Here is a 12,736-nt window from a genome sequence, read left to right as displayed (position 1 = left end):
GGCTGGTGCGATTAGGGCGGCATCGGTCAAGCCTGCGTGATGTCTGCGTGCGGCGGGATGGTGACCGCCGGCGCCGATGCGGGCGCCGTTGAAAGCCACCAGCCGTCGCCGGCGAACCAGCAGGTATCGTCGGGCACGTCTCCTCGCCGCAGCGATTGCACGCTCTCCCATCCGTTCGCGAACGCCTCCGCCAATCGGCGGCCGGCATCTGCGTCCTGAAGTCCGGCGCAACCGATGAACTGGGCTCGCCCCAGGAATTTGGCCGGCCAGGCCGCGCCCTGCTCCGGGCGCGTGATCATCAGCATGCCGCCGAGCACGCCTTCCGGCGCCAGCGGAAACACCAGCCGCCCGCCGGGCCGCAACGCCGCGAGCCATTCCGTGGCCGGCTGCGCGGCGCCCGCGCAGACATAAATCACGTCGACATCAGGCAGATCGGACGCAATGCCCGAGCGCTCGCGCAGCTCGACTGTGGCGAAGTGCTTTAAATTCTCGCGTGCAAGCGCCGCCAGGCGTTCGTCGATCTCATAGGCATAGACGCAGCCATTGCGACCGGCGAGCTCGGCGAGAATGGCGGTGTAATAGCCGCTGCCCGCGCCGATCTGCAGCACGGTCTCGCCTTCCCTGACGCCGCAGCCACTGAGCCAATAGGCGTGCGCGCCGGGCATGCCGATGTTGACGCCACGCGCCGAATCCAGCGCCAGCAGCGCGTTCTGATAGAGAAAGGCGGGATCGTCGTCGGGCGTCTCGACGTAACGATGGCCGCCGAACGAGATCGACCACGGCCCGGGCCCGGCGAAGGGTTCGCGCCTCACGTTGCGAAACGCCTGCTCGAGACGCGGGTCCGTGGTCTTGGCTGCAGCGCAGATCAACTGCGCATAGAACGCGCGAAATTTGTCCGAACGATCGTCCATGTCGCCTCCTGGCGGCGGCGACGATAGCACAATCATTGCGATATTCGAGTGACCGTGCAACCCGCGAACGTGGACGGCTCTAGCGCGTACCCTTGCCGATCGCCCGCGCCGCGAAGGCGGCGAGCCTCGGATGGCGGCGCAAGCCCTGGGCAGCGTGGTCGCGCAGCACATAGGGCAGCCCGCGCCATGACAGGGCGACGCTGACATCGGTCAGGGCGACCTGCTCCGCGCCGAAGCGGCGCTTGTAATCGTGATTGCCGATGCTGAGATCGAAGCGCCGCACGCCCTGCGCATGCAGCGCTGCCATGGTGCGCTCGGTCACGAGCAGCCCCGGCGAGCAATTCGCCCACGTCTTGCCGGCATGGCCGATCCGCAGCAAATAATAGGTCGCACCATATCTGACGCCGAGCGTGGTGGCGACGACGCCCTCGTCGCAGACCAATGCCGAGATCACGGCATAACCTTCCACAACGCCTTGGCGAGCTACCTCGCGATAGAAAGCAGCATGGGCCTCGTCGTTGAGGACGAACCGCGAGCCGAGCTTCTGCATGCGCTCCTGCTGCTGGACATCCATCACGTCGAGAAGCTCGTGCGCGCGGGCAACATCGTTGGCAATCTCGAACCGCGCGCCGGCATGACGGCTGAACACGCGCCAGCAGCGCGGCATCTGCATGCGCTTGATCGACGCCTGATAGTCCGCATAGTCGTCGCCGGTCAGCACGAGATTGCCGTTGAGCGAGCAGGAGCCGGAACGGCCGAGCGACAGCAGCGGGTTCGGCTTGGCGCCGACATAGGCCGGCATCTTCTTCAGCCGCAGCAGGTCGAAGCCGTCAGGCAAGGCGCGCAACGCATCCACCAGCGCCGCGCCGATCGCCTGCGCGCCGACCGCATCGAAGGTTGCATCGCAGGCCAGGATCGGAGCGTTGTTGTCGGAGACACCGAGATCGGCAAACTCGACGACGCGGATGCCGCGCCTGACGTGGCTGAACATCGGCACCATCGCGATGTCCTTGCCGGTCGCCGGATCGGTGATGATTGCGATCAGCGGCGCTACGCCATGAAAGGCTTCGTACCAGGCACCGAGCCAGTAACCATGCTGGAATGCGGTGCGATGGCCCGCATTCAGGCGCAATGCGGCCTGTCGCCAGTCACGCAAGAAATCGACTGAGATTCCCGATGTGCTGGACACCCGACCATCTAGTTGCTCGAGGCTGAGAAACGCCATTTGCGGGGGCATACGGTTACTGAACGTGTCCAGATAGATTATGTTTTGTCGCAGACCACAAGTTACGTCGATGCTTATCGTTAAGCCGATACCGTCGCAGCGCGCGCAACGCCCCCGTGTCCCGATATGAAACGCACGACTGCGACAAGCTGTCAGCGATCGGGTTCCATTTGCGCGACGCATTGGAACCGGGCCAGGAAATGCAACCCGGCGGCCGCGAGCGCGAACATGAACCAGACCGGGTTCTGCCGCTCGAGCAAGTAGGTCTCGGTCGTCCCGAAATACAGGCCGAACAGCCAGATGGTCAGGAACAGCTTGCCCAGCGCGTTGCTGCGGTTGTGAGCCTGGGTCTCCTGGAAATTGCGAAGCGGCGCCAGGACGAAGATGAGGACGACCAGCAACAGGCCCGGCAGGCCGATGGTGACGGCGAGATCGAGATAGCTGTTGTGGCTGTGCGCCGCAGTCACCGCCCATTCGGAGCCTTTTGCGGTCTGCCGCGCGGTCACGTCGTCCCAGAACGCCGCATAGCCATGGCCGGTGATCGGCTTCTCCGCCACCGCTGCAAGCGCGAACTCCCAGATGTCGGAACGGCCGGTGAAGGTGGGATCGACCGGAAGCGCTCGCGTGATGCTGCCAAGCGCCGGGCTCAGGACGCTGCCGACCGTCAGCAGGTTCATCACGATCAGCGGCGCGAAGCAGATGATCCGCTTCAGCCACAGGCTGCGCGTGACGTAGACCAGCGACGCCAGCGCATAAATCGCCAGGCACAGCACCGACGAGGTCTTGCCGCCGGTGAAGATCAGGAAGATGCCGGCCAGCAGGGCGACCGCGGGCCCCATCACGAAAGAGCCGACGGCAGACAGGTAGATACCGACATAGACCAGAATGGTCATCACCGGCGAGGCGACGTTCTTGTGGCCAAAGCTGCCGCGCCAGTCGCCGGCGAGCTGCGGCTCGGTGATGTCGAGCGCGCTATGGATCGAATATTGCGGGGCGAGAAAGACCCCGAGAAAGCACAGCGCCAGCAGCACCAGCGCGGCGCCGCCGAGGCAGAGGTTAAAGCTCCGCTGCGTCGGCGGCAGCAGCGGCAGGATCACCGCGAGCGAGGTGACGCTGGCTGCGAGCACGAAGCGCTGGATCGAGACCTCGCGGCTCTCCGACAAAACGACGTTGATCAGCATCCAGCCGACCAGGCAGAGATGCAGCGGCGTCACCAGGGTCTTCAGCGAGGGTGCATCGGTGGTGAGAACGAACATCACGCCGATTGCGCCGAGCAGGCCGAAGGTAATGTAGTTCAGCGCCATCCGCCCGCCGACGACGGTGGCGACGTCCTCGCTGCGCAGGTCCGGAAACGGATCGAGCGTGATCATGACCAGCAGCAGGGCCGCCACCATAATGAGGCAGCGCGCCACCTGGACGACATTCAGCTTGGCGAGCTCGTCGCGCAGCGCATGGCCGAGCGAACGGGCCTCGACGTCAGTCATGTCTGCGGCGCTGCGATCCATGCCTCTAGGCCGGGTGGGACGATGGGGGACCTCAGAGGTCTAGCCCATCCCCGTTAACCATCCGTCAACCAGCATGCCGGAGGTGGCCGCGACCCGCTGCTGCCGTGCGACGCTGCGCGCGATCTCGTAATATTGCAGCGCGCGCTCCTCCAGCGTCAGGTTGTCCATGATGTAGCCGCGCGGATCGAATTTGCCCGAGGTGCAGCCGGCCCAGAAATCGGCCCAGCTGTCCTCGAAGCCGGCGCGGTCCGTGAATTTGAGACCGCAGCGATCGTCCCAATAGGGCACCGACGACACCGGCTCGAACTGGACGCGGTGCGGATAATAATCGGGATCGGGCCAGGGGCCGCCGGGATCCCAGGCAAACACCGGCACGCCGCAGGACAGCGCCTGCTGATAGGCGATGCCCTGGCTCTCGTTCTGGCACAAGAAGATCATCGCGCGCGAACGCGCCAGCGCGGCCTGATAGTCTTCCTCGTTGTAGCCGCCGTAACGCAGCTCGGTGAACGAGCGGCCTTCCTTGATCAGCCGCGCGCGAACCGGCTCGACCAGCTCCGGCACGTAGCGGTCACGATCCCAGCTGACCTTGTCATAGAGGAGAACGTCGACGGTCTTGTCGCGCGGGCGCGACGGCGCCCACAGATCGGTGTCGATGCCAACGGGCCAGGCTTCGGTCTCCGGCCAATAAGGCCGGTACATGTCGGCGTACCAGTCGCCGGGCACCACGACCTTCTTGACCGGAAGGCGCTTGAACAGGTCGGGATCGTCGAGCGGATGATTGTGGGCGGCAACGCCAAGCAGGATCGGGTTCTTCCAAGCAAACTTGTCGAGCAGGAAGGTGCGGCCGATGATACAGGCGACTTCCTCGGGATGCTGCCCGATGTAGCCGTAGTCGTTGACACGATAGCGGATGCCGAGCCGGTCGAGCCCGGCGCAGAGATTGAGGAACACGCGCAGCTGTCCGCTCATGCGCGGCTCGCCGAACAACATCTTGCGTGCCATGCGCCGCAGATGCCGGTCGCCGGGAAACCAGCGATCGTCCTTGTCCTCGTAGAACAGGTTGAGGATCATGTCGTCCGGATCGTAGTCGAATGTCTTTGCGGGCACTGGATCCATCCGCGGCAATCAGGCCTGCATTCTCGCATGAGACCCGCTGTCGCACCTCTGAAAGCTGCGACAGACTTAACGCCGCAGGTTTAACGCTAATCTACGAAACCGACGACCAGACGGCCTTCGCAACAACGATTTGATCGTTATGCGGGTATCATCCGCGCCAGCTCAGACCGCGATTGCCGACGGCCTGGTTAACAGACCCTTAAACACGACGAGCCATCGCTTGACCCTCACCGACGCCACGCTCGATGCACCGGCCGCCGCGCTCGCGGCGGCGGATGCGCGCGCAACGTCGCCTGTGGTTTCCGTGATCGTCCCTGCGAAGAATGCCGCGGCCTATATCGGCGAGACCATCGCAAGCGCGCTGGCGCAGGCCGATGTCTCCGAGGTGATCGTCGTCGATGACGGCTCGACCGATGATACGGTGGCGATCGTCCAGGCCATCCGCGATCCACGGCTCTGCCTGATGATGAACGACGCCGGCGGCGTATCGGCTGCGCGAAATCTCGGCGCACGAAGCGCGCGCGGGGACTGGTTGATGTTCCTCGATGCCGATGATCGGCTGCGGCCCAATGCCGTGACGACGCTGCTGACGGCGGCGAAGGCTGCGCCCCGCGCGATGCTGGTCTATGGCGACTACAACACGATCGACAGCGCGGGACAGACGATCGGCCGCCGCGGCCTCCTGAAGGGACGCCGCAAGCCGTCCGGCAACGTGCTGGAGCGGCTCGCCGGCGGCAATTTCATCGTCAACGGGGGCATCATGCTCATCAAAGCCGACGCCTTCCGCGCCACCGGCGGCTTCGACGTCTCGCTCCGCTACTGCGAGGACTGGCATTGCTGGTGCCGCCTCGCCGCACTCGGTGACTTCGCCTACGTGCCAGAACTCTTGCTCGATTATCGCCTGCACACGGCCAACACGATGAACGCGGCGGTGCGGACGCCGCAAGACTTCTTTCCAGCGGTCGCGCGCGTGTTCGACGATGAGTTGATCCTCGGCAAGCTGCCGGCCGGCACTGCGCCCCGTTTGCGGCAGGCAGCGGAAATCCACCTCGTGACCTATGCGGCGACGCAAGCCGTCCGCTTCGGGAGATATCGCGAAGCGCTCGGTTATCTCGGCATGGTCGGCCGACGCTCGCTCAAGGCGATGCCGCGGTCCGCGATCAGGATCGCTCTGTCTTATTTTGGAATCTGACGCCCCGGCGCGAACACGTCAGGAGACGGTCGTCGAGGCCTTGTAGGGCTTCGGATCAAAGCCAAAAGCCGCGAGCGCGGAACCGACGGCCACCAATACGGGGTGCATCGCGACGACGGCTTTCGATGACGTCAGCAGGCGAGCCGAGCGGACCAGCGACAGCGGCAACCGCCCGAGCATCCGCGCAAACACCCGCGCCCGCGCCGCCGCGCCTGGCGCAGCCTTGATCTGCACACGATAGTTGATCGCGCCGATGCGCAGGCCGCGCCTGGCAATCCAACCGAGGCTGGTGCGGTCTTGCGGCACGGTCTCGCTGATGACGGCCTCCGCGGTCCAATGGAAATTCATGCCGGCATTGCGGCCGCGATAGAAGAAGTCGCAGTCTCCGCCGCCAAGGAAATTGAATTGTAGATCGAAGGCAGGGCTGCCGAGCCGCTCGAACGCCGCGCGCGTGATCAGGCAGTTGCCGCAGCCGTAGATCAGCGGCACCGCACCGGTGTAGTCGTAAGCCGGACAGAAGGCGGGATGGCGAGCGAGCCAGGGCCGGCTGTGGTCGTCGAACACCGGAAGCACCGGACCGCCGACCACGTCGGCACCGGTCGCCTCCGCAGTGCGAACCATCAACTCGAGCCAGTCGGGCGAAGCGATCTCGTCATCATCGATCATCAGGAAGCGGGTCGCAGCCGGAAACAGCGCCTGCGCCGTCTCGAACGCGGCGTTGATCGCCTGGCAATTGCCCTGCCGCTTCTCGACCAGGCAGATGCCCTGGAGCTTGCCCGAAGTGAGATACTCCGCGGCCACTGGCGCGCTCGCGCGCCCGGCCGCGTCGTTCTCGACCATGACCACCGCAAAGGCGCGCGAGGTGCGCTGGTTGACGATCGAGTCCAGCGTCAGCCGCAGATGGTCGGGGCGACGGAAGCAGGGAATGCAGACGACGATGCCGACCGAGAGATCGATGACGCGCGAGCTCGCGGCGATCTCCCGGTTGGGATCGCGCACGGCATCCGAGATCCGGCTGGCGGACAAATCGATCGGGATCAGCGTCATGGCGTTCTAGATGACCGAGATATGTTGAAAAAGCCCTGCGTCCATAGTCCCAAGGCGACACGGCCGCGCGGGACAGATACGTCCCAAGATGAACGGCCTGCTGCAGCGCTCAAGCTGCACCGCGACGCTAGTGTGCCCGCTATGACGCGTCCTATCATGCGCTTAACCGCTTTCGCGTGTTTTTCCTGCGAATTCCTGCGCGCGTGGTACTGCAATTTGCAGTCCATCACCTGCCAACAGCGTAACATGGACAATGCCGTAGTTAACGCATGGCCGGATTAACCCGGCCGTAAGCACCGCGACCGGTGAAGGCGTGCGGCATCAGATTTGCTCTTCGGGCACGAGATACTTTTCCTGTAAATTTGAATCGAACAAGCGCGGTCAGAAAAACATGAACAAGTCAGCCACGATCGATCTCGCGACGGCTACCAGTGCCCAAGACCTCACAAGTCCCGCGCACACCCAGGCTCTGCTCGACCTCGTCGCCGGCGAAGCCCGCGACAGCCTGCTCGGCGTTCACGAGGTGCTGCGCCGCGAGCTGCCGCAGGGCCGGCTTGCAATCTACGAGGCCGGCGGCGGCTCCTCGAGCTTCCTGCCCATGGACGTGCTCGGCCGCAGCCGTGTGACCGTCGTCGATATCGACGAAGACCAGGTCCGCAACAACACCTACGCCGACGAGGCGATCCTCGGCGACGTCCAGACCTATCGTTTCGGCCCGGAAACGTTCGACGTTGTGATCTGCTACAACGTGATCGAGCACTTGCCCGACGTCGAGGCGGCGCTCCTAAACTTCCGCGATGCGCTCAAGCGCGGCGGCATGATCCTGATCGGGGCGCCCAATCCACGCTCGCTGTCCGGCGTCGTCACCAAATATTCGCCGCACTGGTTTCATGTCTGGTTCTACCGGACTATCCGCGGCATCAAGACCGCCGGCCTGCCCGGCGAGGCGCCGTTCCCGACCTTCTTCCACCCGCTGGTGACGCTGTCGAAACTCGAAGCGTTCGCCGCGACCCATGGCCTGGAGACGATCTACCGCCGTGAGGTCGAGAGCCCGCGCTATCCCGAGATGCGTCAGCGCAAGCCGCTGTTCGCCGCCCTGGTCGACGCCGGCGCCGCGATGATGAACGCCGTGCTTCCGCGCGGCACCGACGTCCGGCGGGGCGACTATCACGTCATCCTGCGAAAGCGCTGACGGTCATGCGCGCGCTGGCCGGCTGTCACGCTGCGAAGCCGCACGCGCGCGCGCCGCGAGGTACGCACGGTAACGAACCGTTAATCACTGAGGGAGCGCTGCCGCCGGGGCGTCACGACGACGCGGCAAATGGCGACCTGCGCTTAAACGCTTTGTTTGCCATTTCGGTGAATAGTCCCTCAATGAGTATGGTTAATTTTCCCTGTTGCGTTGATTGCGCACCTATTTCCCCGGTGCGAGGCGTAAAGCGAAGAGTAACCCCTCAGCGCGCGGGCGTTGGAATGAAAGCTGGGGATTATGCTTGACTATAACCAGCCGATCGACCGGGCCAGACATCCGACCATGTCGGAGGCCCCGCAGCGGGCATCCGAGGCCAGCTTCAACGTGCTGGAGCTCGTCCGCCTGCTATGGCGGCGCAAGATTGCGATTGCTTCTGCGGCGCTGATCGGCGCGTGCCTCGCCGTCACCGTCGGCAAGAGCCTGACGCCCCGCTACACCGCGACCGCCCAGCTTTACGTCGACCCGCGCGAGCTCCAGCTCGTCGATCGCGAGCTCACGCCGCGCGCGCAAGATCTCTCCGGCATGTCGATGGTGATCGAAAGCCAGGCACGCCTGATCACGTCCAACAGCGTATTGCTGCGAGTGATCCAGCAAGCCAATCTCGACAAGGATCCCGAATTCGGCAGCGGTGGTGATGGCAATAGCCCGATGTCGTCACTGCTCGGCCTGATCGGTCTCCAGCCCCGCGCTCCCTCGGCTGCGGACATCAAGGACGTGCAACTCGCCGCCCTCGACGCGCTGAACAAGCACATCACCATCCGCAAGACCGAAAAGAGCTTCATCGTCGATATCGAGGTCTGGTCGACCGATCCCGCCAAAGCGGCGATGCTCGCCAACACCTTGACCAACGTCTATCTGACAGAGTCCCGCAACTCGCAGGCCCTGGCGGCGCGGCGCGCGACCACCGAACTGTCCGGCCGGCTGAAAGAGCTGCGCGAACGGCTGCGCAACGCCGAAACAGCACTTGCCACCTACAAGGCGCAGAACAATTTTGTCGGCACCCAGGACGCGCTGATATCTGATCAGCAGCTCTCCTCCAGCAACCAGCGGCTCTCCGCGGCTCGCGCGGCGACGATGGACGCCCAGGCACGGCTGGACCAGATCGAGGCAAACAAGCGGACCGCCGCGGATGCCGGCGCCATTCCCGAAGCGCTGCAATCGCCGACGATCGCGAACCTGCGCGCGCAATATGCCGACGCCCGCAAGAAATATGCGGAGCAGACCGCCGAGCTCGGCCCGCGCCACCCGGCACTGCGCCAGACCGAAAAGCAGGTCGAGGATCTCAAGCGCACCATCAGCGAGGAGATCGAGCGCTTTGCGCAATCGGCCAAGAACGATCTGACCCGTGCCCGCGACTATGAGGCGTCGCTCAACCGGGCGCTGGAGGTGCAGAAGCGGCAGAGCGTGCAGCTCAGCCAGGCCGCCGTGCGCCTGCGCGAGCTCGAGCGCGAGGCCGAAGCCAGCCGCGACGTCTATCAATCCTTCCTCAAGCGCTCGCGCGAGACCGAGGAGCAGGAGACCCTGAACACCTCCGCGGCCCGGGTTATCGGCGAGGCCACGGTGCCGCAGCGGCGCTCGTTCCCGCCGGCGATGAGCCTGTTCGCCATGATCGGCTTCATCTTCGGCGCACTTGCCGCCGCTTCCTGGTTCGTCGCGGCCGAGCATCTGTTCAACGGCGCGACCGCGCCCGAACCGAGCCGCCGCGAGCGCACGCCCGCGCAGGATCTTACGAGACCTCAGCCCGAAGCGGCCGCGCCTCCACCTGCGCTCGCGCTGGTCGAGAAACCACTGATCGCCCGCCTTCAGGAAGCCGACGTGATCCGCACGCTCGGCGCCATTCTCGCCACCGGCGGTGGCGTCGATCTGACCCGCGTCGGCTGGCCGACGCTGCGCCCCGGATTTCCGCTGACGACGCTGCTCAACGCCTTGCGCGATATGCGGGCGGCGATGGCTCGTCGTGCCGGCGGCAAAACCATGCCGGTGATGGCGCTGGTCGGCGCCGGCGACACCACCGGGCGCAGTGTGGCCGCACTGAATTTCGCGCTCGCAGCCGCGCGCGATGGCAGCCGCGTGCTGATGATCGACGCGGACCATCAGGCGCACAGGCTCTCGAACAAGGTCAATCGACCCGGCAAGAGCGAGCCGAGCAAGCTTGGCTGGCTCTCGATCGGAGCCAAAACTGCGCGCGAGATCAAGACCGTCAACGGCATCTCGGTATTGCCGGCGGCCGAGAGCGATGCCGGCAAGGCCGCTGATGCCATCCGCAAGGCGATCGCGCAGGCGCGCTCGGCCGGCGGTTATGACGTCGTCATTCTCGATGGCCCCGCGATGCCGCTTTCTGCCGCCGGCCGCAAGCTGCTCGATAGCGCCGATGCGCTGGTGGCGGTGCTGCCGACCAGCCTCGACATCAATGACAGCATGGAAGAGATTCTGGCCGCACTCGGTGGTGCCCAGCGCAAGCTCGTCGGCGTGGTGCTCGACGAGCTCGCCCCCGCGACCCAAACGCGCCAGCGAGGCAAACAATATGCTTGAGCGCCGCGTCAATCTGGACGGCCGGGCCGCGACTGCCGAGGTGCCACGGATCACCGTCGGCGGCCTTCGCATGGCCGCACTCGACCTGGAAGCCACCGCCGATTTCATGATCGAGGCGACGGATCCGCGTCATCGCATTGGCCGCCCGTTGTATCTAACGTCGGCCAATGGCGAGGTGCTGGCGCGCTGCTCGACCGAGCCGCAGACCGAACGCCTGTTCCGCGCCGCCGATCTGATCAATGCCGACGGCCAGCCGCTGGTGGCGGCGTCAAAGCTGCAGTCCTGGTTTCCGCTGCCGGAGCGCGTTGCCACCACGGACCTGTTCCATATCGTCGCGCGCAAGGCTGAGGTTGCCGGCCGCACCTTCTACATGCTCGGCGCCAGCGAGGAAGAGAACGCTGCGGCGGTCAGACGGGTCCAGAACATGTATCCGAAGCTCAAGATCGTCGGGCACAGTCACGGCTATCTCCATGGCGACGCCCTGCGGGCCAAGGTCGAGGAAATCAACGCCCTCGCGCCGGATTGCCTGTGGGTCGCGCTCGGCGTACCTTCTGAACAGGCCTTCGTCGAGGAATACACGCCGCTGCTGACCAATGTCGGCGTTATCAAGACGTCAGGCGGCCTGTTCAATTTCCTGTCGGGCAGCCGCTCGCGCGCACCGCAATGGATGCAGCGGATCGGACTCGAATGGGCTTGGCGCACCTGGCTCGAGCCGCGCCGCCTGTTCTGGCGCTATTTGACCACCAACCCCCGCGCGATCTATCTTCTCTTCAGCCGCAATCGGCCGTTCAATCGCTGAGAAGGTAGAACGACATGAATGACCAGCCGACTGTCCTCGTCACAGGAGGCGCGGGCTATATCGGCTCGCATGCCTGCCGTGCCCTTTCCGCTGCCGGCTATCGACCCGTCGTCTATGACAATCTCACAACGGGTCATCGCAGCTTCGTGGCCGGGGAGCTGGTGACGGGCGATCTGCTCGACGGCGCGACGCTGGCGCGCGCCTTTGCCGACCATAAGGCGACGGCGGTGATGCATTTCGCGGCGGCGAGCCTTGTCGGCGAGTCCATGACGGACCCGCAGAAATATTATATCAACAACGTCCAGGGCACGCTGTCGCTACTCCAGGCGATGCGCAACGCCGGCTGCCACCGCATCGTGTTCTCCTCGAGCGGCGCGGTCTATGGCAACGCCGATTCCAAGGCGCTGCCGGAGGATTTTCCCTGCGCGCCGATCAATCCTTACGGTGCTTCGAAGTGGATGATCGAGCGCATGCTCGCCGATTATCGCGCGGCCTACGGCTTCGGCGCGTTCTGCCTGCGCTATTTCAATGCCAGCGGCGCCGATCCGGCCGGCGGCATCGGCGAATTGCGTGACAACGAGACGCATCTCATTCCGCGCGCCATGATGGCGCTGCAGGGTCATGTCGAGTTCGCAGTGTTCGGCGGCGACTATGACACGCCCGACGGCACTGCGATCCGTGACTATATCCACGTCACTGATCTCGCTGCTGCGCATGTCGCGGCTTTGAAGCTGCTGGAAACGGGACATACCGGCGGCAGCTTCAATCTCGGCACCGGCGCGGGCTTCTCCGTGCGCGAGATCCTCACTGCTATCAGGCAGGAAACCGGGCGCGAGGTGCCGCACACCGTCAAGCCGCGCCGCGCCGGCGATCCCACCTATCTGGTCGCCGACCCCTCGGCCGCCCGAAAAGTGCTGGACTTCGTGCCGCGCCATTCCGACCTGCCGACCGTGATCCGCACCGCCTGGGCCTGGCACCAGAAGGCGCATCCGCTCAAATCGCGCTAGGCGCCGTATTATCTTGCCGACCGGAACCCCGAGCGGCTAAAGAGATTGTTACAGTCAGCGGCGGCGACCAAGCCGGCCGCCGCATGGCCGCCAATGGAAGCGGCGCACGTGGCTCGACCGACAGCGCGAGCCGATTTTTCACAGCGAAGG

At 64.9% G+C, this 12,736-nt stretch carries 10 protein-coding genes; 5 read left to right on the top strand and 5 right to left on the bottom strand.

Annotation, left to right across the window (positions count from 1 at the left end; translation table 11 throughout):
• Nucleotides 1-26: 26 nt before the first annotated feature.
• From ABID58_RS12975 to ABID58_RS12960, 4 genes are all read right to left on the bottom strand, one after another.
• A complete protein-coding gene (locus ABID58_RS12975) occupies nucleotides 27-911 on the bottom strand; it encodes a protein-L-isoaspartate O-methyltransferase family protein (RefSeq protein WP_354032915.1) in 885 nt (294 codons plus the stop codon).
• A gap of 79 nt (nucleotides 912-990) precedes the next feature.
• Nucleotides 991-2,136, bottom strand: a complete 1,146-nt coding sequence (locus tag ABID58_RS12970) for a GNAT family N-acetyltransferase (RefSeq protein ID WP_354032914.1) — start codon at nucleotides 2,134-2,136, stop codon at nucleotides 991-993.
• A 152-nt stretch (nucleotides 2,137-2,288) separates the two neighbouring features.
• Nucleotides 2,289-3,641, bottom strand: a complete 1,353-nt coding sequence (locus ABID58_RS12965; RefSeq protein WP_354032913.1) for an O-antigen ligase family protein — start codon at nucleotides 3,639-3,641, stop codon at nucleotides 2,289-2,291.
• A gap of 39 nt (nucleotides 3,642-3,680) precedes the next feature.
• Nucleotides 3,681-4,748 (bottom strand): glycosyltransferase, encoded by a 1,068-nt coding sequence (locus tag ABID58_RS12960; RefSeq protein ID WP_354032912.1) that lies wholly within the window; start codon nucleotides 4,746-4,748, stop codon nucleotides 3,681-3,683.
• A 304-nt stretch (nucleotides 4,749-5,052) separates the two neighbouring features.
• Between ABID58_RS12960 and ABID58_RS12955 the strand changes: the two genes are divergently transcribed.
• Entirely contained in the window at nucleotides 5,053-5,949 is an 897-nt protein-coding gene (locus ABID58_RS12955; RefSeq protein WP_354033040.1) for a glycosyltransferase, read from the top strand.
• 18 nt (nucleotides 5,950-5,967) lie between these two features.
• On the opposite strand, the gene ABID58_RS12950 is transcribed toward ABID58_RS12955, so the two are convergent.
• Nucleotides 5,968-6,996, bottom strand: coding sequence for a glycosyltransferase family 2 protein (locus tag ABID58_RS12950; protein WP_354032911.1), 1,029 nt, complete (start codon nucleotides 6,994-6,996; stop codon nucleotides 5,968-5,970).
• Nucleotides 6,997-7,387: 391 nt separating this feature from the next.
• Between ABID58_RS12950 and ABID58_RS12945 the strand changes: the two genes are divergently transcribed.
• The 4 genes from ABID58_RS12945 to galE all read left to right on the top strand — a co-directional run bounded on the left by ABID58_RS12945 (nucleotide 7,388) and on the right by galE (nucleotide 12,586).
• Nucleotides 7,388-8,188: a class I SAM-dependent methyltransferase gene (locus ABID58_RS12945; RefSeq protein ID WP_354032910.1), complete on the top strand. Its 801-nt coding sequence runs from the start codon at nucleotides 7,388-7,390 to the stop codon at nucleotides 8,186-8,188.
• Between the two features lie 297 nt (nucleotides 8,189-8,485).
• Nucleotides 8,486-10,780, top strand: a complete 2,295-nt coding sequence (locus tag ABID58_RS12940) for a GumC family protein (protein ID WP_354032909.1) — start codon at nucleotides 8,486-8,488, stop codon at nucleotides 10,778-10,780.
• Entirely contained in the window at nucleotides 10,773-11,579 is an 807-nt protein-coding gene (locus tag ABID58_RS12935) for a WecB/TagA/CpsF family glycosyltransferase (protein WP_354032907.1), read from the top strand. The genes ABID58_RS12940 and ABID58_RS12935 overlap by 8 nt, the downstream gene beginning before the upstream one ends.
• A gap of 14 nt (nucleotides 11,580-11,593) precedes the next feature.
• A complete protein-coding gene (gene galE / locus ABID58_RS12930) occupies nucleotides 11,594-12,586 on the top strand; it encodes a UDP-glucose 4-epimerase GalE (protein WP_148753244.1) in 993 nt (330 codons plus the stop codon).
• Nucleotides 12,587-12,736 lie beyond the last annotated feature (150 nt).

The sequence above is a fragment of the Bradyrhizobium sp. S3.2.6 genome (assembly GCF_040546885.1).
Lineage (GTDB): Bacteria > Pseudomonadota > Alphaproteobacteria > Rhizobiales > Xanthobacteraceae > Bradyrhizobium > Bradyrhizobium cytisi.
The sequence above is the reverse complement of the archived record's forward strand: the minus strand, read 5'-3'. Positions and strand labels throughout refer to the sequence as shown.